The 20,704-nt window shown below is 36.7% G+C and carries 21 protein-coding genes; 1 reads left to right on the top strand and 20 read right to left on the bottom strand.

The window, feature by feature from the left end:
* Positions 1–375: 375 nt before the first annotated feature.
* The 6 genes from ISU02_RS22650 to ISU02_RS22675 all read right to left on the bottom strand — a co-directional run bounded on the left by ISU02_RS22650 (position 376) and on the right by ISU02_RS22675 (position 7,581).
* Positions 376–1,350, bottom strand: a complete 975-nt coding sequence (locus tag ISU02_RS22650; protein WP_194704141.1) for an HNH endonuclease — start codon at positions 1,348–1,350, stop codon at positions 376–378.
* Positions 1,351–1,499: 149 nt separating this feature from the next.
* Complete coding sequence (locus ISU02_RS22655) at positions 1,500–2,279, bottom strand: potassium channel family protein (protein ID WP_194704142.1); 780 nt, start codon at positions 2,277–2,279, stop codon at positions 1,500–1,502.
* 153 nt (positions 2,280–2,432) lie between these two features.
* The gene (locus ISU02_RS22660) at positions 2,433–3,236 is read right to left on the bottom strand and encodes a hypothetical protein (protein WP_194704143.1); all 804 of its coding nucleotides are present in this window, start codon (positions 3,234–3,236) and stop codon (positions 2,433–2,435) included.
* Positions 3,237–3,391: 155 nt separating this feature from the next.
* Complete coding sequence (locus tag ISU02_RS22665; RefSeq protein ID WP_194704144.1) at positions 3,392–4,693, bottom strand: hypothetical protein; 1,302 nt, start codon at positions 4,691–4,693, stop codon at positions 3,392–3,394.
* 1,168 nt (positions 4,694–5,861) lie between these two features.
* Positions 5,862–6,989 carry a tyrosine-type recombinase/integrase gene (locus ISU02_RS22670; protein WP_207736508.1) on the bottom strand — a complete coding sequence of 376 codons (1,128 nt, stop codon included), beginning with the start codon at positions 6,987–6,989 and terminating at the stop codon, positions 5,862–5,864.
* Positions 6,990–7,428: 439 nt separating this feature from the next.
* Positions 7,429–7,581, bottom strand: coding sequence for a hypothetical protein (locus tag ISU02_RS22675; RefSeq protein ID WP_194704145.1), 153 nt, complete (start codon positions 7,579–7,581; stop codon positions 7,429–7,431).
* Between the two features lie 53 nt (positions 7,582–7,634).
* Here ISU02_RS22675 and ISU02_RS22680 point away from each other — a divergent pair, with 53 nt between their 5' ends.
* Positions 7,635–7,979 carry a hypothetical protein gene (locus ISU02_RS22680; protein ID WP_194704146.1) on the top strand — a complete coding sequence of 115 codons (345 nt, stop codon included), beginning with the start codon at positions 7,635–7,637 and terminating at the stop codon, positions 7,977–7,979.
* 265 nt (positions 7,980–8,244) lie between these two features.
* Here ISU02_RS22680 and ISU02_RS22685 read toward each other — a convergent pair whose 3' ends face one another.
* From ISU02_RS22685 to eutJ, 14 genes are all read right to left on the bottom strand, one after another.
* Positions 8,245–9,042 (bottom strand): ABC transporter permease, encoded by a 798-nt coding sequence (locus ISU02_RS22685; protein ID WP_194704147.1) that lies wholly within the window; start codon positions 9,040–9,042, stop codon positions 8,245–8,247.
* Positions 9,042–9,950, bottom strand: a complete 909-nt coding sequence (locus ISU02_RS22690) for an ABC transporter permease (RefSeq protein WP_194704148.1) — start codon at positions 9,948–9,950, stop codon at positions 9,042–9,044. Before ISU02_RS22690 ends, ISU02_RS22685 begins: the two co-directional genes overlap by 1 nt.
* Positions 9,940–10,713: an ABC transporter ATP-binding protein gene (locus tag ISU02_RS22695; RefSeq protein WP_194704149.1), complete on the bottom strand. Its 774-nt coding sequence runs from the start codon at positions 10,711–10,713 to the stop codon at positions 9,940–9,942. The genes ISU02_RS22690 and ISU02_RS22695 overlap by 11 nt, the downstream gene beginning before the upstream one ends.
* A 460-nt stretch (positions 10,714–11,173) precedes the next feature.
* Complete coding sequence (locus ISU02_RS22700) at positions 11,174–12,142, bottom strand: ArsR/SmtB family transcription factor (protein WP_194704150.1); 969 nt, start codon at positions 12,140–12,142, stop codon at positions 11,174–11,176.
* A 107-nt stretch (positions 12,143–12,249) separates the two neighbouring features.
* The gene (locus ISU02_RS22705) at positions 12,250–12,660 is read right to left on the bottom strand and encodes an FMN-binding protein (RefSeq protein WP_228727927.1); all 411 of its coding nucleotides are present in this window, start codon (positions 12,658–12,660) and stop codon (positions 12,250–12,252) included.
* Positions 12,661–12,931: 271 nt separating this feature from the next.
* Positions 12,932–13,465 carry a hypothetical protein gene (locus ISU02_RS22710; RefSeq protein WP_194704151.1) on the bottom strand — a complete coding sequence of 178 codons (534 nt, stop codon included), beginning with the start codon at positions 13,463–13,465 and terminating at the stop codon, positions 12,932–12,934.
* A 156-nt stretch (positions 13,466–13,621) separates the two neighbouring features.
* Positions 13,622–14,173: a BMC domain-containing protein gene (locus tag ISU02_RS22715; RefSeq protein WP_228727928.1), complete on the bottom strand. Its 552-nt coding sequence runs from the start codon at positions 14,171–14,173 to the stop codon at positions 13,622–13,624.
* A gap of 22 nt (positions 14,174–14,195) precedes the next feature.
* Positions 14,196–15,023 (bottom strand): hypothetical protein, encoded by an 828-nt coding sequence (locus tag ISU02_RS22720; RefSeq protein WP_207736509.1) that lies wholly within the window; start codon positions 15,021–15,023, stop codon positions 14,196–14,198.
* A gap of 13 nt (positions 15,024–15,036) precedes the next feature.
* Entirely contained in the window at positions 15,037–16,362 is a 1,326-nt protein-coding gene (locus tag ISU02_RS22725; RefSeq protein ID WP_228727929.1) for a 4Fe-4S dicluster domain-containing protein, read from the bottom strand.
* A gap of 37 nt (positions 16,363–16,399) precedes the next feature.
* Positions 16,400–17,851 carry an aldehyde dehydrogenase family protein gene (locus ISU02_RS22730; RefSeq protein ID WP_323985068.1) on the bottom strand — a complete coding sequence of 484 codons (1,452 nt, stop codon included), beginning with the start codon at positions 17,849–17,851 and terminating at the stop codon, positions 16,400–16,402.
* Positions 17,848–18,876: a cob(I)yrinic acid a,c-diamide adenosyltransferase gene (locus tag ISU02_RS22735; RefSeq protein WP_194704154.1), complete on the bottom strand. Its 1,029-nt coding sequence runs from the start codon at positions 18,874–18,876 to the stop codon at positions 17,848–17,850. The genes ISU02_RS22730 and ISU02_RS22735 overlap by 4 nt, the downstream gene beginning before the upstream one ends.
* Positions 18,877–18,899: 23 nt before the next feature.
* Complete coding sequence (locus ISU02_RS22740) at positions 18,900–19,166, bottom strand: EutN/CcmL family microcompartment protein (protein ID WP_194704155.1); 267 nt, start codon at positions 19,164–19,166, stop codon at positions 18,900–18,902.
* A 7-nt stretch (positions 19,167–19,173) separates the two neighbouring features.
* A complete protein-coding gene (locus ISU02_RS22745; protein WP_194704156.1) occupies positions 19,174–19,863 on the bottom strand; it encodes a hypothetical protein in 690 nt (229 codons plus the stop codon).
* Positions 19,848–20,687 carry an ethanolamine utilization protein EutJ gene (eutJ, locus tag ISU02_RS22750; RefSeq protein ID WP_194704157.1) on the bottom strand — a complete coding sequence of 280 codons (840 nt, stop codon included), beginning with the start codon at positions 20,685–20,687 and terminating at the stop codon, positions 19,848–19,850. The genes ISU02_RS22745 and eutJ overlap by 16 nt, the downstream gene beginning before the upstream one ends.
* Positions 20,688–20,704 lie beyond the last annotated feature (17 nt).

A 20,704-nucleotide genomic window follows, 5' to 3' on the forward strand; every position in this document is an offset into this window, starting at 1 on the left:
CCTGCTACCAAATGCGACTCAGCTTCCGGCCTCTTTGAAACCACTAGACTACCATTACTTAAAAAAATCTTGCCTATGCTTTCTTAGTCGATAAGCTTCTCGTTAAATCCTTTTAATCTCACAGATTGTACATTCGTGAACCTCTATGCCTAATGCATTCTAGATAACGTCTGATCCTAAATAACATTTACCTACTCTCAATCGTAGTATAGATATCGTCTCTGATCAAGTTTTTTCAATACTTAAAGTTTGTTTCTCCACCATGTCGGTTCCCATTTCAGGATAACGTTCCCGCGATTACCGAAGTCGCTCCTTTTTCCCTTAGGAAAAAGTGGCGCTGTCCTTGCCTCGCAAGGGCTGTGTCATCAGAGTGATTTAGGTAATCGGCGTGTTAGACGTTGGTTTGTGAGGGGTTCGAAGTTCTAGTATATCTAAATCATAAAGCAGATAATGACTTTCTCCAATGTTAACATGATCAACTCCTAATGGAATAGTGAAAGTAAAATCAGCGAAAAAGGATACTTCCCCTATCCATATTCCATTATCATTCTTTAAAGTTACGATATGACCATTTATTTGGTTATTGTCATTATATTTTTTACTATTTTTGTAAACTTCAAAACAATTCATCATTTCTTTTTCATTTCTTCCATATCGTATAAATTCTCTTATTTTATTAAAATCCTCACATAATGATATTTCCAATCCCACTTTTAAAGAAAATATTGTGAAAATAATTTTTGATAATGCTCTAGATAAAATAACATCTTGCTCTCGTGAAATTTCTACTTTCCCATCTTCAAATGTTTTAGTTATTTTAGAAGCATCAACCATATAATTTTTATTTTTTAAAATGCGATTTACTTCTCCATCTTTAAATTGATATACAAGCGATATGTGGTTGTCCTTATCTCTATAGCAATTATTCAGCAATTCTTTTTTAGGTAAATCATCTAAAAGAAATAAATCGAATTCGCCTGTTTCAAAATTTTTTAATGAAACCTGATTTGAATCAATCATGAGTCGGATTTCACCATTTTCAATAACTGGATATGATTTTAGATCTTTTAATATTCCAATATCTGCTTTATATACATTTTTACTTTTTCTTCCTAAATGCTTATACTCATTCGCTTTTTTTATTCCTTTCATGAATCTCTCAAAACCAAATACAGAATCTCGTGCTAATACATTATCCAAATTTTTTCCAAAATAAGAGTTACATTCATGGCATACATCATATGATGTTAGGTTGTTCTTAAATTTTCCAAATGACTGATTTAGAGCATGTTCAGGTATAGTAAATTCAGAATCTTTTTTTAATTGCAAACAATATATACATTTTTTCATTTTTCCCTCACAAACTTGCGTCTAACGTTCCCGCGATTACCGAAGTCACTCCTTCTGACCCTTAGGGCAGAAGTGGCGCTGTCCTTGCACCGCAAGGGCTGTGACATCAGAGTGATTTAGGTAATCGACGTGTTAAGTGAAGTTGAAATTTATTTATTACTGAGTTTGTGAAATGTAATTCCTACCCCAATCAGTATTAAAAACTGTCCTATTAACAATTCTGATATAACTATTATCTTTGGTACTATTCCGTTTGGTGAAATATCTCCATATCCAGCTGTAGTTATTGTAACAGTGCTAAAATATATTGAATCCAATAAATTGTTTACAGCATTCCTATTTGATATACTGTATATTAATTTCTCATTCACATTGTGATAGGTGAAAATAACACTAGACCCGTCAGCCATTTCCATTCCACTTATTTCAAAAATCATTTTATTTCCTAAATACTCTATCCATGTTACGGTTTTCTTTATCGCCTCATATTCTTCATTAGTCTTTTCTAAAGTATTAATCCAGTTTACATTCTGTACAACCTCAAAAAAATCATCGTACAGATTTATAACTGAAAAAACTATTGCAAACATCAAAATAATTTCTATATAGTTGATAACTAATAATTTTAGTGCTGCTTTAAAATCATATGTATTATCCACACATACTTTTATTACTTTTAATACTTTATAGAAAACATAACCTACTCCGCTTGGTATAACCACTAAAACACCAAGGAATCCTAAATTCCATCCATTAGTTCCACGAAAATCAAATGGATAATTCAGGAAAGCTATAAAAAATGAAAGTATATACATATATAAAATTGGATAGATTACTAAAATTACTCCAAGTCTATGTTTATTAATAAAGTTATCCATGCTATTAAATCTGTTTTCAAGATCATTTAAAATTATATTTATTTTTTCCATTTCTCACTTCCCTTAAATTTCAATTTCATTTAACGTTCCCGCTATTACCGAAGTCACTCTCTTTTAACGCCTTAGCGGAAAAAGTGGCGCAGCTCTTGCCTCGCAAGAGCTGTGACAATAGAGTGATTTAGGTAATAGTCGTGTTATAGGAAGTTATTTTTGATAAATAAAATTACGGTATAAAAATTTATATTCATCAATACTTGTATTAATTATTTCTATCTCAGATTGATTTAAACTATCAATATGGCGATGGAGTGGTTCTTTAGAGATTATAGAAAATGGATTACTACATTTATATGAAATTTGATAATACAGGTTTTTTATCCCTTCAGCATTATTATCTTTTATAAGTTCAAACAATTTTTCATAATCTTGAAATAATTCATTTGAAGAACTGATTTGATAAGAGTTAAACTCATTATCATTTCTTGTGCAAACAAGTAATTTTTCATTACTTATTTTATAAGCAAAATTATCTTTCTTTGCATTTATTTCTCTGTAAGCATGAACTCTATGAGAATCCCAAAAAAGAGATTTATATAAAAATGTATCTTTAATTTTTTCAATTTCAATCGTCTCAATAAATTCTAATTTTTCAGCAATACTTATCATTGAAATAATGTAGTCATTATCAGTGTGCCATTTCTTTTTTTGATGCTCTGCAAGAAAGAATAGTAATTGATAATCAGTAATATGATTATACACTTCGTGGTTATTTTTGAAATCTTTCAATAAAATTACTACCTTCTCAAACAAATAATAATCAAATTTTACAAACTTTTTACCGTACTCATCATTACCTATGTAAAGATTATCTGTCATTTCAGCTAAGAGTTTCACAATTTCCCAAATAGAATCAAGTGCAACAACATCATTTGCTATACTGCTAAAATATGTCCAATTCTCTTTGTATTTTGATTTTTCAATTACTTCATTCTTAAATTCTATGTTCATCATCATTCCTCCTCAAAAATAATTTCCTATAACGTTCCCGCGATTACCGAAGTCACTCCTTTTGACCCTTAGGGCAAAAGTGGCGCATGTCCTTGCCTCGCAAGGGCTGTGACATCAGAGTGATTTTGGTAATCGGCGTGTTAAGTGAAGTTGAATTATTTCTTTTGAAATTCTTTAATTCTCCATAAGAAATATAGATCATCATCTTTATAGTCAGGTGTATTCAAATCTGTTACTTTCAACCCCAAATTTATCAACGCTTCCAGACCTCCTAAAGAAAATATTTGTTCTACAAAGCTATGAGGAATGAGATTTGTTACTGTGCCAACACTAAATAGTCCAACTCCTGCTAAAGTCCCAGCAATAGTCCTATTTATTGTTCTTCTTTTATGCCGGTCAATCTGCAATTCTAATTTATTAAGTTTTGGACGTATTTCGTCATCAAATGCTTTTCTGCATTCATTAACATCTTTTATGTTCTGCATATTTGCTACTTTCATAATTGAATCTCTGTAAACTTTAAAAGAATAGTGTTCATCTTTCCTTAAATAAATCATATCTTCCAAAGGTATATCAAAAATATTTGGTACAATATGTTCAATGCCTTTCATTAATACATTAGAATTTGTTAAATATTGTTTCTCCCTAGATAGTACATCAATATCCATCTTTCTATTCGTCACATATTTTGTATTGTACTCAGACTTTAGCCAGCTACTCGTGAGTAAATCATCAAAAATTCCATCAACAAAATCATCAACTACTCTAAATTTTCTAATCAATTTTTTGCTCAATTTTTGACCATTTCTGAGCTTTAGAATATCACTTTTATAATCGTCGCCTAATATTAATAGCATTGTATCATGACTGTTAACACTTGATAAACCGTTAATCTGTATAGTATTTCCATAATCATTTTTATCGATATAACACTCAACTGAGTTAATAAGCTCTTCGTTTATATTACTTTTAATATCTAATAATCGTCTACATTCATTTATGTTAACAACTTTCATATAACAATCTGGACATAAGTGATTGATATTAACAGAAAATGTAAATATCCCAGAATCAATAAAGTCTCTCATCCAATAAATCAATTCAATATCCTCAATTATCATATTTTTAATTTCATCGTCAATATTTCGAACTCTCAAATATATTGTTAAAGGAAATTCAATGAGAATTGTGTCTGCAAATAACAATGCAAACTTACTCAATTCTAACAATCTTTTTTTTCTACAAGATAATTCGACACAAATTTTTCTTGAACCAGAAAAGTCCGAATTAGTAGAAAAAACATATCCATTGCTTTGTGAAGTATTTTCTGGTCCAATTTCATCATAAAGTTCATCTAGCATCTCGAAAATTTTATCTTCATTAAACTCAAATATTTTTTCCGCATAATTATCAATGGTTATTTCAAAATTATATAAAATGTCATAAATATTGCTCATGTTATTCCCCCAAAATTCAATTTCACTTAACGTTCCGGGGATTCTCGAAGTGTCTCGCTCTCAGCGTTCGCTTGGCGACGGTTTTGATCCAGGTTCACAAAAACGGTGACAAGCGATTAGCGGAGAATTGGCAGAGTTCTTGCCTCAGGCTCGCACGAAGTCTGCCAATAGAGGCATTTTGAGAATCCTCTGTTATACGATGCCGCATGCTCTTAGTCTTAAATTTACATCGTGCATTAATGGTGGGACACCTTAGGGTCTCGCCATTACCTTGCCTTTGATCATAATTAACCAATACTTCTTTTTTCTTTTACAATAGTGATGATTTTTAGACAATTATACAGTCTTTCTTAGTATCATCCATTTGCTCATATTAAATTTTCAACTTCTTTGTGCGGTTTCGTAATAACGTTTCGGGGATTCTCGAAGTGTCTCAGTCTCTGCGTTCGCTTGGCGACGGTTTTGATCCAAGTTCACAAAAACGGTGACAAGCGATGAGCAGAGAATTGGCGTGACTCTTGCCTCAGGCTCGCACGAGTTATGCCAATAGAGGCATTTCGAGAATCCTCTGTTATCTGAAGTGCTTTATTAATAAAAGCCTCTGACTCTATCCCTTGTTGGTCTAAGAAAGCTCATAGTCTGCTCATAACAAAATTATGTATCGTCACACTTCCCCAACTTCATGCTCTCAGATAACACTTATGACCTCCAATTCAATAAAAATATTACTGAGATGCAAGTCTGTTTGAAAAGGTTCCAACTTAAAACTGTACATCCCTTACCTACTGCCAAATGGGACTCACCTTCCGGCCTCTTTGAAACCACTAGACAACCATTACTTTGAAAAGTCTTGCCTATGCTTTCTTAGTCGTTAAGCTTCTCGATAAATCCTGCTAATCTCACAGATTGTACATTCGTGAACCTATATGCTTAATGCAGTCTAGATAACGTCTGATCCTAAATAACATTTACTTACTCTCAATCGTAGTATAGATATCGTCTCTGATCAAGTTTTTTCAATAATTAAAGTTTGTTTCTCCACCATGTCGGTTCCCATTTCAGGATAACTATCGTATTCCCGCCCCAAATGCAAAAAAACTGTACTCAGGAGGGGGTTCCCGTAAAAACATTTCGGTAAAGTGACTCCAATCAGTCTAAGCCACTCAGCCTAATCCAATCGATCTAAAGGATTTATGATCTTTTGTAGCGATGCTGTGGAAACATGCGTGTAAATTTCAGTCGTCTTAGTGCTGGAGTGTCCTAAAAGTTCCTGTATGTACCTGATATCCACACCCGAATCCAATAAATGTGTTGCAAAGGAATGTCTCAAACTGTGAAAAGTCACGTACTTATGAATATCCGCCTTCTCAGCAGAAGCATGAAACACCTTCTGTAAAGTCCGCTCTGATAATCCTCTATCTCTATTGGTATTTTCAAAGATAAAATGTTTTGGTCTATAAACCTGATAATAATCGACTAGCTGCTTGTGCATTTTAGCCGAAAGCGTACTGATGCGATCTTTACGCCCCTTACCTTGTCGAATAACCACAAGCATGCGATCCGTATCAATATCATTTAGAGTCATACTGATCACTTCACTGATTCTGAGCCCGCAAGAATAAGCAAGCATTAGAGCTGTTTTATGTTTGATGTTCGTCGTCACATCAAATAACCGTTTTACTTCTTGTTGACTCATCACCTTCGGCAACTTACGTTCCTTTTTAGGACGCAGCAACTTTAAAAATTGATCCTCTCTTACGTTTGAATTGATCTTAATATAGAGCTTAATTGCATTTATGGCTTGATTGCAATAAGCATGACTGCACTTTTTCTCTTCAAGCAGCTCAACGATATAACCATTGGCTGTATCTATTGAAAACACATCCGTAGAATACAACACATAACGCTTTATATGATTAATGTAAGTTTTAATCGTCTTTGGACTATATCCTTTTTGAAGCAAATACCGTCTCACTTTTTCAAGTGCTTTCAGTTCTTCAAGCTCTTTTGATTTCAAATATGCATTACGTTCACTTATAGCCTCTACTTTTTTAACGGGGACGTCATTACTCGAATTCATATATTTGCCCAAATAATGCCCATTTCCGTTAATCCCAGCTTCTCTTTCAAGTTCATCTTTGAGCTTGACCAATTGTTTATATCTGCTCATCGGAAAAGTCCATATATATAACTCTGGATGCCACTTGCCTAATCCGATTTCTTTTAGATGATCTACAATTTCAGGATCATACATGAATTTAACTTTCACAATGCCATCTTCAACCCAAACTCTCATTTTCTACCTCTTTCATTATATCAACTACTGTACCTAAACTAAAGCCTCTTTTTACAATATATACTAGTGTTGTCTGAATTTATTTATCCATGCTGAATTTTACTTCGAACCCACCCTATTTATAAATCGGCCTTTTACCTTTATCATCTATTCTATGTATTTTATTATACAATAAATCCCATATTATGGAAACTATTTTGTGTTACTCTTGACGCATCTCTTTAATTTTCAAACCCTAACGCCTTCTCTTATCCATTTTATCGCTATTGGTTTGCATTCCAATTATTTTGTGGCCATTTTATTTGATGTCATTACTATCTTATTTATCATTTATATTGTTTTCATTTATCTCTTTTTATTTATCTTTCTTTATTTCTCTTTATTTATCTTTTTTCATTTCTACTATCTCCATCATATGATCCCTTCATTATTTCATATTTCAATTGTTATCGGATACCACTACTTTGTATGCATACCATTGCTTTATCGTTGTATAATTACATTGTTTTAAAACACCTTTTAATCCATTTAAGCCACTTTTTGTTCCAAACAAGCCATAGTCGTTGACAAAACCTTGATGTTCTATTAACATCTAAATACACAATAACAGGTTAATCCCTTTACTAACCACAAAAGGAGTGGCTTATGAGCTTGCTTTTATCAAACACAATCAGTTTACTCGTTCTCGCGTTTGCTTTCTATTTGATGATTAGATTTGCAAAGCGTTTCCAAAAAATAGATTTGATCTTCGGAACACTTTTAGCTCTTTTTTCGCTTTTTTATAAAAAAACAACTTCAATGCAATGTGCCGAACTTGGCTTTCCATTTACCTATGTTCAACTCTGTAGATTTGAATCTTTCCCAAGCTTTAATTTTAATGTGATTGCTTTTGTCTTCAATGCTTTTATCTGGACCATTCTCATTAGACTATGCCGATATATCACACGCAAAATTCAAACCTTTAATGAAGAAGATACTCAAAATGATTAAAAACAACACATACAAAACACCTCAAATTTTACAATCGAATTTGAGGTGTTTGTTTTAATTTAAGTTTAACTTAAGGTGCTTTACTTTAACTTAAGGTGCTTTACTTTAACTTAGGGCATTTTATTTTAACCTAAATTATTTTATTCAAATTTAAGTTAAAGTGCTTTTTTAATCCAAGGGATTTTGTTTTAATGAGAGGTGTTTTTCTTTAAAAAAGATATCTTATCTTCAAAAAAATTCTTGGCGAGTTCTTAAAGAAATTTAATCAATACAAATCCAGTGTCGCTTTAACTCTAGACTGATGCTCAAAATACTGAAGCAAAGCATATCCAATCAATATATAAATCGTACCAATCACAAATTCCTTAACCAACAACAATTGAATTTGATCTAATGCACCATTTACTGCGATCAATCTTGCGGCCTTTATCCCATGTGTTAAAGGCAATTTTTCAGAAATCAAGATCATAAAAGCAGGTAGCCTCGTCAGCGGAAAACTTGCGCCTGTTAAAATCATCAACACATATTCCGAAATGTTGAGAAAAAGATGAACATCCCTATGGACCAATCCGATACATGAAATCAATTGACCTATGCCCATGGCACTATACAGAGAAATTAAAAGTGCCAGCACGAATATGGGGAATCGATCTGGAGATATTGATAACCCAAACCAGAGCCATCCTGAGATCAGTCCCACTGCAACAGTGATCATGGCATCAAAGATATGCATAATGCCGCGCCCCACAAAGACAAAGAATTTATTCGCAGGTGATGCAATTACCAATTTTAGTGTCCCCATATTTCTTTCGTTCCCTAAAACAGAACCCACGCCATAAATCGCATTTTTACTGCAAAGTAAAATTGAATTACCTATAATCCAAGGTGTGATATCGCTCGTTTTAAAAACATATTGCGACAAGATTGAAAAAAAGATCACTTGCAAAATAGGATTGATAATTTTAATAAGCGCATATGCCATGGGATTAAGCCAACCAAATAACGCTCTAAAAGACATCCAAGATTGCATCACAAAACGTCGCATACCATATACGATCCACATTATACCACCCCCAATGTTGCATCTTTTCGCGCATTGATATCAATCATTCTATAAGCAAAAAGGGAGAGTAGCACATAAAGAATCGTCAACCCCATCAGCCAAATAAGATGATGATAGAAAGCATCTTTTGAATAAATACCTCCAACGCACATCCTAGCAAGGGCCAAGAAATGTGTTGGCGAAAGCATATAAGAGAACGGCAAAGTCCAAATCGGTAAAATATGGATTGGAAAAGCAATGCCACACAAGATCATAATAGGATAATCCATAATATTCATAAGTATCGTCGTACTCCTGGAAATAGCAAGAAGCCCTGATAACATCATGCCCACTGCTACAAACGAAACTACCCCCAATAATGTCACTCCTATAAAGGGCCCAACATGTATAACCTGAAAGGCTGATCCTGAGAGTAAACTGATAAATAAAATGCTAATTACCATAGATCCTATCCCAAGCACTGTGTTGCCAAGTACTTTGCCAAGCATTACATAATAAAATTTCGAGGGTGCATTAAAAATCACTTCAAGTGCACCCATGAAACGTTCTCTGTTAATATCACCAGCAGAAGAAAAACTAATCGTTCCCCACAGGCTTGACACTGCAGAGCCCAACATCACATAGGCCATAATATCTGTCGAACTATGCTCTTTGTAGAGCATATAGAGTGTAAATCCATAAAAAAGTGGATATGCCAACATGCAAAACTTAAACATGGATCGCCCAAACGACTGCTTCATTTGTAAAAGAGCACTGCTCAAAATAATTCTTATATGTGGTCCATATGCATTCTTCACTTTAGCCCCTTGTATGCTTTTCGTGTCCTTACCGATTCCATTCACACAATTCAAAACATCTAATGAATCGCATATTTTATTTTCTGCTTTATGCTCTGTACTAACTTTCATATTGTGCTCCCACCAAATCCAGATAAACTTCTTCTAAAGTGTCCTTTCCACAAGAGGCCTTCAGCGCTTTAGGTGTCCCTAATCCAACCAATTGCCCCTTAGCAATTATGCCGATTCGATCACACATTTCATCTGCTTCCTGCATGTAGTGAGTTGTCAACAAAATGGTTTTGCCTTCATTCGAAAGCTTTTTTACAATATTTCTGAGTTCAATTGCTCCGCTGGGATCTAAACCAATAGTGGGTTCATCTAAAAAAAGAATTTCTGGATCATTGATTAGCCCCCTTGCAATTTGAAGTCTTTGTTTCATCCCCTTGGAAAAAGTCTCTACTTTGTGATGTTGTCTTTCTTCCAACCCCACCATTTTGAGCAACATCGGAATACGCTCTCGTTGAACTTTAGGTTCAATTTGATATAAATCTGAAAAATACTTGAGATTATCCAGTGCAGACAATCGCCAATACAGACTGCGTTCTCCACCAAATATAAAATTGATCTTCGGGCGCAACAGTCTTTCCTCTCCAAAAGTTTTATGACCTAGGACCATTGCATTGCCACTTGTTGGTATCAAAAGCGTGGTTAGAATCTTGATGGTTGTTGTTTTACCAGCACCGTTTGGACCTAGTAAGCCAAAGACTTCACCTGATTTAACCGAAAATGAAAGGCCTTTCAATGCCTCTACCCTCTTTTTCGACTTTTTTAAAATGCCCACTGTTGAGATATAATCTCTGCGCAAATCTTCTACTACGATAACATCATTCATAAGGACCTCCAGTACAATTTCAATACAACTAATTAGATATGCATCTAATTAGTTGTATGTATAATATCATACTTCTTGAACACTTGTCCATCTAAAATCAACTAAAAATCATTTTTTTATTTAATGACCTTTTGTACAACTATGGCTGCTTGATCCCTTTTTTTGAGTAAAAAAGCAAATGCTTAACATCACTGAAAATGTCTTGTATCTGCATATTCATCGCATCAAAAAAGACGCTCAAAAGCGCCTAGCAAATTTTAATCCATCTGCAATTTTAAATTCTATACGATTTAGCTTCTATACCTTTGATAGTTTTTATAGTTTATATACCTTTGATAGCTTATATTTTGTGTTTTCTGTACTTCTAGCATGCCATACGCTTTATTTTCTCTACTTTTGAGGTTTACATGCTATGCTTTTAACATGCTTCAGTAGTCTTAAATGCCACGTGCGATTATATTTAGGACTGCAAAAACCACTTGTTAAAAGCATCCATAATTTCCTCATATCTAATTCGATTCATACTGTAGTACTTCGTGTTTTTAACCCGTTCCACATGTACAAGTCCCACGCTGTTCAACTGCTCAAGATGATGTGAAATTGTAGGACGACTGACTTTAAAACGCTTTGAAAGTGCAATCCCGTATGAAGGTTCTCTAGAAATCGCATGAAGAATCTCAAGTCTTGTGGGATCAGAGAGCACCTTCATAAATTGAGCAATTTCGTTCGATCCCAATGCTTCTTTAGGAAATTTCACATTTTTAACCACAATCAGTGTTTGATCGTCAAAATAGCGCACACAGTTAAACGGTGCATCACATACAGGTACAAAAATATAGCTTTCATAATCAGAAATACGCTTAAAAGTCTTCCCCATTAAAATTTGTGCCACCTCAAGAGGTGCATTATGGGAAAGTTCATGCTTAATCATCTGTTGAAAATGATAATAGTGTTCCGTTCTCTTCTCAACCGTCTCTTGAACCCACAAATTGAGGATTTCAAAAGCTAAAATGAAATGAAATCTAATTGTAGCATAATTCTGAATCAGATCGATAGCTTCTTGACGCAAGCCCTTATAAGTCTCATCCAAATCATCTAACGCAGACAAATCCGTTAGCGCAAATTCAATCTGTGCTTTATCTACGGCTTCAGATAAACCATAGTAAATAAAATCCACATCTGAAAGCGCATGGATAACCTCCATAAACTGTTCTGGCGTTTGCATAGCCCCTTCAATCAACATGAAATTCCCAGCATGGAGGTAAAATTCAGAGTATAGCTTTAAAGCCTTCACAGCGGAGGACAATTTATTATCGAAAGGTTTAATCGACTCATGCTCTGACCAGTCCTCTGATTTAATCAGTTTTGCCAGTAAACAAATGGTCTCTGTCACCACATAATTCTTACAAACAACTTTGTATGATCTCATTTTATCCACATTCCTCAACAAGTCTTTTAATCCTTTGGATGATCGTATAAAAACACCCTAAGTATCGTGACTTAATCATAACACGAAACCTAGGGCTCATCAACATGCTACTCCGTTTCTCTTGGAGGTTGCTTCAATGCGTTTTCCATTGCTTTTAAAATCGTCTTGCTACTGTTTGTTGCTCCCGTTACAGTATCTACATCTAAAGATTGCTCGTGAATCACCGTATCCAATATCGCCTCTGCCGGCTTTCCTCTTTCGAATTTATGCTCTAGAAGGTTAATTTCAGTGATATTGCCAGAGTGTACTTTAACAGAAACTGTTGCTGAAACAAGGCTTGCATCAAACGACCCTTGATACACGCCATCTTCCAATGAAGCAAAATCAACTGAGTCAATGGTCATTTCCGACATTTCCGCTTTGTAAGCTTTCACATCTAAAAGATATTTCCCGCCGTAAAGGATCGTCGCCAAAAGTATCGCAACGATCACGACTTTAATCACTTTTTTCATGGACATAATCTGCGCTCCTTAAAATTAACAGACCTATCTTGTAAATACGTTAAAAGACTTTAAAAGATTTGAGAACACTTTAAAAGATTTTAGAATACTTTAAAAGATCAATCCCATTCTAGAAAAGTCCTATTCAAGATAAATCCTATTTTATAACTGATAAATCCCATTTTATAACTATAAATTACTGAGGAATTCATGTCCACCTACGTAGATTAGAAGTCTGTTAGAATCTGATTAAAATCGTTTTTATTGATTTGTATGCTGTTGATCATCATTATAACATCACTTTTTCAAGACTTGACTTTGGAATGATCTCAGCACTTTTTACAAGGACAGCAATTTCATCTTCGCCTAAAATTGCGTTTGCCATTTGGATACTATTGCTCTTACCAGAGAGCAAGATAATCCCCTTCCCAAATAGGCCTAACCTGCTCAATATTGAAAATTGATTTATCTGAGTTCTTTTTATAAGAAGGTCTAAGACATAATAGCCATCAATCAAGTGCTTTGTCTCCACTGCCAAGAGATCGTCGCCATCTTCAGGTTCCATCGATTCATTGGTTCGACTCAATATGGTCTCTTCAAGATGATACAAGCATTTGACGTCTAAAAATTTGAGGGATTCTTTTTGAGCGATCAACGTACTCAAATTTTTAAGATTGGCTTCCGAACCCGAAAGTAAGCAGACATATCTGCCAGGACATCTGATATCATGCTTTTCAAGTGTCACTTGATAATTTTTTATTGCGAAGTCTGTGAATTTCAGTCCTTCAGGTATACTGACATGTTCAAACAACATCAAATTCATTAAATGCCGCCTCCTTGTAACTTCAATAACTATGTGTATGTGTGCGCCTATTGATCCGCGTTTCTCCTATTTTATGCGTCGATCGTAATTTTCAATCCCCTATTTCAAGTATTGTGTAATACGTGTCAATAAGCTGCACATATATAGGTTGCGGATTCACAATATACTCTGAATCAATTTCTGATTAGGGGTTGCCACCACTGAAGCACAGAGAATTTCTCCAGTGCCCTGATAAGCGGTCTTACAGGCTGAAACAGCCATTTTTACGGATGAAATTTCTCCTGTGAAAATGACAAATCCCTTACCACCAAGGCCTCTTGCCACACGTACTTCCACCAGTTTGATATTGGACGCTTTTACTGCCACATCAGCCACTTGAATGCCGCCTAAAGCGGACATGGTTTCAATGATGCCAATACTGTCTGTGATATCTACGATATTGCTTCCAAAGAGGGCCGGAATCACAGTTTCATGTACATTGGAAATCGTCATAGCCTCTATTAAAAAGATGCCGCCCAAACGCTGGGCTATTTTAACGGCATTTTTCACTGCAGCCACTTCCCCTGTGATAATACCTATATACTTACCAGGGCAAATGGGGTTGGCCAGCATAAGCTCCACATTAGAGGACTTAAGGGCCTCATCAATCACCTCGATACCTTTGGCGACACTTTTAAATTCTAATAAACCTAAAGCTGTTTTCATCATCAGATTCTCCTATTTATTTCACTTATAGAAAGATAAATATTATAAAAGCCCATACGAAAATTGTAAATGCAGGTGGATCAATATGTGTATCACAATGTGAATTGAACGTTTTTAAAACGAATTCACCAAACAGAGCTGCGATAAGTCCGAACAAAGCGCCTATCCAAATATTTCCTGTTGCAAGTGCCGCATATGCCGCCACTAGGGAAATATGATGTGTTGCTGGACAAGGATGCCCCATCTGAGCAAACATAAGGGATGCCGCACTAATACAGAATCCAAGGGTTACAATGCCCGTTTCAACCGTATAATGAGAAACCACTAAACCCAAAGCAATGCCTGCAATTGATAAGAATAAAAATGATTTGCCCTTTGGATAATAGTCTCTATCTTTTACCGAAGTATCGCCAACAATGCCAGAATTGCCAAACATGAATCTAGCGATAATAGCCGTCGTGATCACCGTCATGGCCACTGTATCCGTTGGCAAATGAAGAACACTGGCATATAGGTAATTGATCACATATCCAAGCCCTCCAAAGAGTCCACCAACGATTAGAGTCATTGGATCAGAAAATTTGGCAAGCGGCGTTGCAATGTCACATCCGGATTCAAGTTGATTATTTTTATGAGAGTATGCCGCTGCAGCAACCCCCCCTGCGAAGGCGATATGAGGTCCTAAAAATGGTCCAAATGCCAATGTGCCCACAAGGTCAAGTGAACCTCCAGCAGCTGTGATTGCAATCCCTGAAAGGCCTACTAGACCAGCGAAAATAAAAGCGGGCAAAGCCCCTATAAGCGTACCAAAAATACCACCACAAACCGCTAATAATATCATTAAAAAATTCATATCCTTCTTCCCCCTACCTACAAATTTTAATTTCGTTTGGATTTAAAATCGTAACTTTTCCTGAGATACTACTATGAATATTTGCCCCGAGTTGTTCTTCTGGTATTTTAAAAATTAATGTTCCCTGTTGTACATAAGCACCCTCTTCAACCACAAGTTTTCCAGATGCACCAATATGCTGGCAATTTGAAATCACAACTTCATCGACCTCTACAATTTCGCGGTTTAGAGGTGCAGTCCCATAGTAATCGCTCAAGTCTAATCGATAGATGAGTCTTCCTGCTGAGAATTGCCGTTCTGCTCTAAAGGGATGTACTTCGAGTTCTGCATTTTTTAAAGTATTTTGGATGCCCTTTTCTCGCATAAGTGATTTCAAATAGATATTCACTTTCCAAGGTTGCAGGTTCATCACACAAGCTTGCTCACACAAGCCGCATTCACAGCATAAATAAGCTTCTTCAATTGAAGCATTCACATCTCCTAAACTGTTATAACTCGCAATACGCATAAGTTTAGAAGGATGAATTCGATGTCCCTCTAAATATCGTGGACATAAATCGGTACAGAGATCACAATGGCAACACGCAGTTTGGGCCTCTTTTAGTATCCTTTCCACGCGCTTCTCTTTAGAGAGAATCAAATCGTGATCTTCCGGTAGAATAATAAACCCTTTGGATGTTTTTTTCACAAATACATCGTTATAGTTCTCATTACTCGATAAAACCTTTCCCATCATAGGACCGCCATCTATTACTTTGTAAGTCTCAATCAGAGATCCCCCAGACAAATCCATTAGATGCTTAAGAGAAGTTCCCACTGGGACAATATAAGTGCTCGGCTGCCTCACTGCACCAACGATGGAAACATACTTGTAAATTACTGGCTCACCCTTTAGCGCATTGTAGACATTGATTAGAGTTTCAACATTGGTCACCACTGCCCCCACTTGGATAGGGATTCCACCTTCAGGTACCACGCGCCCTGTCGCCTCATAGACAATGTAATGTTCATCGCCTGCTGGGTAAACGTTTTCTAGAATCAGCAGGGATAATTGGGGATAACGCTTTATCTCTTCAGACAGGACCTCAATGGCATCATGATATTTGTTTTTAAGCGCAATAATGCCCTTTTGACTCCCAGTTGTTTCAACGATATGCCAAAGCGCCTCAACCATTTTACTGGCTTCATGTACCATCAATTGTTGATCCACTTGTAAAAGGGGTTCACACTCTGCCCCATTGACGATGACATATTCTGCATCTGTATCGTATTTCACATGACTTGGGAAGCCAGCTCCACCGGCACCAACCACCCCAGCCACTTTAATTGCATTAATCATTGTAGACCTCATGCTTTCACCTCAGCTCACATCTTCGCTACTTGATATTAAAACCGCCGACCAAAACACATCTACGTCTTCTCGTAAATGATTTAGCAGATGTTAAGCCTTCACCTGTGGGCCCTGCTATTGTAAAGGTTGTAAACCCTTCGCCACCGACGCCAATACCCGCATAGGAAGGTCCATTTTTAACAAATATTGTGGTTTGAATGCGATGTGCCATCTCTGTTAATACATCAATGTTTTTAGAATGACACATGGCCGTATGTCTGAGACCGTGCTCAAGTTTACAAGCGAGATCAATGCCTTCACTTGCATCTTTAACTCTCACTATAGGCAAGATTGGCATCATCAACTCTTCCACAACAAAAGGATGATCCTTATCTGCTTCCATGATAATTGCCTTGATCTCATCCCCAACAGATATGTCGATTTTATCTAGAATATATTTGGCGTCTTTGCCCACGAATTCTCGATTGAGAACGCCTTCAGATTTGAAAACCAGTGTTTCTAGTTTTTGAATTAATACCTTGTCTGTCAGTTCATATGCGCCATTTTGCTTCATATTGAAGATGAGATAATCACATATTTCATCTACGACAATAGCTTCTTTTTCAGCGATACATGGCAAGTTATTATCAAAAGAACAACCATTGATGATGTCTCTAGCCGCCTTTTCAATATCTGCTGTTTCATCTACAAGTACAGGCGGATTGCCTGCTCCAGCCCCAATGGCCTTCTTACCAGACTCCAAAACAGCTTTCACGACGCTTGGGCCGCCTGTGGCACAGAGCATATTGATTAGAGGATGATGCATCATAGTCTCCACTGCCGCCATACTTGGTTTGAGCATGGTGACCACTAAATTGGCTGGACCACCCACTGATTTAATGGCTTTATTGATGTATTTAATCGCCAAGTTAGAGGTTTTATAAGACCCTGGATGCGGACAAAATACCACTGCATTGCCTGCTGCGATCATGCCAATACTATTGCAAATCACCGTTTCCGAAGGATTTGTTGAAGGCGCTATGGCGCCAATGACCCCAAACGGTGAGTATTCGAGAAGTGTTAATCCGTCATCACCAGTAAAAACACCTGACATGAGATCTTCAACCGAAGGCGTTTTCTCTATTGCCACAGTATTTTTTATAATTTTATCTTTCACATTACCCATACCTGACTCTTTAACCGCAAGCATTGCAAGTTCTTCCACATGAAGCATGAGCTCCGCTTTAATGGCATTTGTGATTTTTTTTCTAAATTCAAGTGATTTTTCAAAAAGCGTTCTTTGAGCTTGATAAGCTGCCTCTATAGCAGTGTCCATATCTTCAAAAATGCCTTCTGAGGACACAGTCTCTTTTGAAATGCCTTCTGTTGAAATGCTTTTTGATGAAATGCCTTTTGACAAAGCGACTTCATCTTGACTTTTTAATCTTTCTGCCACTATTTTGGCAATTATATCTATTTGACTTTGTTGAATATTCACGCTGTCACCTCACTTAATATTTTTAAACCTGCTTCAGCGATGCACTCATCTTCCTCTACTGTACCGCCGCTTACGCCGATACCACCGATAATCTTTCCTTTGTGCCAAATGGGGTATCCGCCTCCAAAGATAACCATTTCTTGATGATTGGTCAGTTGGATGCCATAGAGCGGTTGATCAGGTTTTGCCAGTTCTCCTAAAGTGCGCGTGTTATTTTTAAACCGCACTGCTGTCTTGGCTTTATTAATCGCAATATCAATACTACCTAAAAAGGCATCCGCCATTCTCTCAAAGAACACCAGATGTCCAGCCTCATCCACAATGGCAATATTCACAGCCACATGCATTGACACAGCTTTCTGTCTGCAAGCTTGTTTCATTTCCTCAGTAACGCTATAGATAAATGGACTCATCTGATCCGACTTGCTTCCAATGGGAACTGGACATGCCACTTGCATTTTATGATCCTCACCAAGCTTTTTGCATACTGCTCTTTTTATGGTTTCTACTTGAGTTTGATACACCAACCATCTTGACAAAGTAAACATGTAATCGGAAAGTCGATTCAAATATTTGAACATAAACGTGTCTGCATCACATGCCTCTATCAAGAGACAAGCTGAGCGTTCTGCATCTCTAACGGCTGTTCTGGTCACATGTGCATAAGCTGAAACCACATCTTCTCCTGGGATGATCCAATCTTTTAGTTCTGGCAAATCAACTTGCCATTTATCGATAATCTGCTCAAGTTTAGAGACATCAGCCTCTGTAATCCGATTTTTAAGTCTTTTGGCATTTTCCATATCTGTGGCAAGTTCGGTTGAAAGCGTAAAGAGATCCCTTTGAATGCCTGTCAATTGATGCTTTAATTTTTCATCTGTAATCATTGCCTTTAGAAAACCCAAGTGTGAATTCACTGCATCTACTTTGCCATAAGCCCTCACACGCGGATCACTTTTTTTTATGCGACTGCCACCGTATAAACTGGTTTCACCACTGTCTCCACCTCTTGTGTAAACTTTCATCTCTATCTCCTAACAAAATGACGCTAATAAACTTCAACTGTATCTACAATGGCCACAATGGAAGCATCAACTGGAATATTCTTACTGGTCAACATACTTCTTGCTGAACTCCCTGTGACATATAGAATACGATCTCCAAATCCAGCACCCACTGTGTCAACTGCCACAATCACATCGCCACACGGGTCCGATGCTTCTGTTGTCGGCTGCACAATTAAAAGCTTCATACCAACAAGACCTTCATCTTTAGTTGTGGCAACGACATTGCCCTTTACAACTCCTAATTTCATTGATTGCCTACTTTCTCACGACTGTTACTGCACCACTTTTAATAAAATCCTTTGCAAGTGGGCTCAAAATCACATTTTCCGCCAAAATTATGGTCTCCCCTTCAAATGCTTTCAACCTCTTAATATCGCAAAAGCCCTCTAATGTATGAATCTTTTGACCAATCATTTCAAGGCCTAAAGCGTGTAATTCCTGAATACGCCTACTTTGTAATTCGATCACTTTCACCTTAGCCTTATTGCATGAGGTTAAATCTTTAGATTGATAATAGACGACTTTTCCCATTTTTAAGAACTGATAAATCAACTGATCCTTTGGGTTCTGAAAACTAAAATAAGCGTACTTTTCACTTTCTAATATATTGACATCACTTAAAAAGAGACAAATATAGGCCGCTAAAGCTTGATTGCTCTGTTCAAATGTTTCCAAATTAAAGATTTTGTGAATCACCACACCATGTGCCTTGAGTACTTCAATCATTTCACAGGTGTGCGTGTCCAATGTATGTGTATTCAGTTTTAAAATATCTACGCTGAGCCAGGGAATTTTCATGGCTTTAGCCATTTCAGAAACGCTTTTTTCATCTAAAGTGCCCTCAGAAAATTCATCTACAACCAGTAGGGCACGTACGCCAAATTCTATATATAGTTTCTGTAAGACTAACTGGACAATCTTACCTACTTCTAATGCTTCATACATGGCATCTCTCCCTCAATGCAGCTCAGTGCAATCCCAAGAGGCGTTACGAGTAACGGTTCCACAGTTTTATAAGTTTTGATGCCCGTTATTTTGTAAAAGACCTCTTCAAACTGCTTGAAACTGCACGCGCCACCTACCACATAGATTGAAGATACCGAATACCCTTTAATACTTTGATTGACAATAGTCCCCATCTTTTCTATGACCGGCCTTATCATTGGAAATGCATCCGTTTCAGGACTCATTTTGACCTGTTCTGCTTCATCATAGGATATGTTGAGATTACCAGCCACCACAAGGCTCATATGATGCCCACCTGTGGCTTCATCCGCTGTGAAGCAAACTTTACCTTTTTCTATAATACTGATGCCCGTTGTACCACCGCCCACATCCACAACTGCACCTGAATCAATTTCAAGTACAATTGCTGCCGCTGAGGGTTCATCCACAATTTTGACCAATTCAAAATCACAGGCTTCCACAACATTCATAATGGTCTTAACTGCGCCCTCTGCAACACCAGGTGGATAAGCAGTTGCAGCCTTTATAAGCGGTCTCCCAATAATGCTCTCCAACTCCTTTTTAAGTGCCCTCACACAAGCTACCGCGCCGATATAATCGTATATGATGCCATCTCTGACAACTTTGGCATTTTGCGAGCCTGCGGCGATGATATTGCCTTTTTCATCTACAACAGTAAGCACTATATTTGCTGTGCCTAAATCAACACCTGTGTAGAGTTCACCTGTGTAAGGCATTGCCTGCTTCGTATTTATTCTTTCCCGCACTTCCATTAAACGTTGATTAATACTGTCATTTATCATTGCTTTGTCCTCATTTT

The organism is Fusibacter ferrireducens (assembly GCF_015352425.1).
Lineage (GTDB): Bacteria > Bacillota > Clostridia > Peptostreptococcales > Acidaminobacteraceae > Fusibacter_A > Fusibacter_A ferrireducens.

Coding starts and splice junctions, on each gene's coding strand:
- ISU02_RS22650 (WP_194704141.1), bottom strand. CDS start 1,350: ATGAAAAAATGTATATATTGTTTGCAATTAAAAAAAGATTCTGAATTT.
- ISU02_RS22655 (WP_194704142.1), bottom strand. CDS start 2,279: ATGGAAAAAATAAATATAATTTTAAATGATCTTGAAAACAGATTTAAT.
- ISU02_RS22660 (WP_194704143.1), bottom strand. CDS start 3,236: ATGAACATAGAATTTAAGAATGAAGTAATTGAAAAATCAAAATACAAA.
- ISU02_RS22665 (WP_194704144.1), bottom strand. CDS start 4,693: ATGAGCAATATTTATGACATTTTATATAATTTTGAAATAACCATTGAT.
- ISU02_RS22670 (WP_207736508.1), bottom strand. CDS start 6,989: ATGAGAGTTTGGGTTGAAGATGGCATTGTGAAAGTTAAATTCATGTAT.
- ISU02_RS22675 (WP_194704145.1), bottom strand. CDS start 7,581: ATGTTAATAGAACATCAAGGTTTTGTCAACGACTATGGCTTGTTTGGA.
- ISU02_RS22680 (WP_194704146.1), top strand. CDS start 7,635: ATGAGCTTGCTTTTATCAAACACAATCAGTTTACTCGTTCTCGCGTTT.
- ISU02_RS22685 (WP_194704147.1), bottom strand. CDS start 9,042: ATGTGGATCGTATATGGTATGCGACGTTTTGTGATGCAATCTTGGATG.
- ISU02_RS22690 (WP_194704148.1), bottom strand. CDS start 9,950: ATGAAAGTTAGTACAGAGCATAAAGCAGAAAATAAAATATGCGATTCA.
- ISU02_RS22695 (WP_194704149.1), bottom strand. CDS start 10,713: ATGAATGATGTTATCGTAGTAGAAGATTTGCGCAGAGATTATATCTCA.
- ISU02_RS22700 (WP_194704150.1), bottom strand. CDS start 12,142: ATGAGATCATACAAAGTTGTTTGTAAGAATTATGTGGTGACAGAGACC.
- ISU02_RS22705 (WP_228727927.1), bottom strand. CDS start 12,660: ATGTCCATGAAAAAAGTGATTAAAGTCGTGATCGTTGCGATACTTTTG.
- ISU02_RS22710 (WP_194704151.1), bottom strand. CDS start 13,465: ATGAATTTGATGTTGTTTGAACATGTCAGTATACCTGAAGGACTGAAA.
- ISU02_RS22715 (WP_228727928.1), bottom strand. CDS start 14,173: ATGATGAAAACAGCTTTAGGTTTATTAGAATTTAAAAGTGTCGCCAAA.
- ISU02_RS22720 (WP_207736509.1), bottom strand. CDS start 15,023: ATGAATTTTTTAATGATATTATTAGCGGTTTGTGGTGGTATTTTTGGT.
- ISU02_RS22725 (WP_228727929.1), bottom strand. CDS start 16,362: ATGATTAATGCAATTAAAGTGGCTGGGGTGGTTGGTGCCGGTGGAGCT.
- ISU02_RS22735 (WP_194704154.1), bottom strand. CDS start 18,876: ATGAAAGTTTACACAAGAGGTGGAGACAGTGGTGAAACCAGTTTATAC.
- ISU02_RS22740 (WP_194704155.1), bottom strand. CDS start 19,166: ATGAAATTAGGAGTTGTAAAGGGCAATGTCGTTGCCACAACTAAAGAT.
- ISU02_RS22745 (WP_194704156.1), bottom strand. CDS start 19,863: ATGTATGAAGCATTAGAAGTAGGTAAGATTGTCCAGTTAGTCTTACAG.
- eutJ (WP_194704157.1), bottom strand. CDS start 20,687: ATGATAAATGACAGTATTAATCAACGTTTAATGGAAGTGCGGGAAAGA.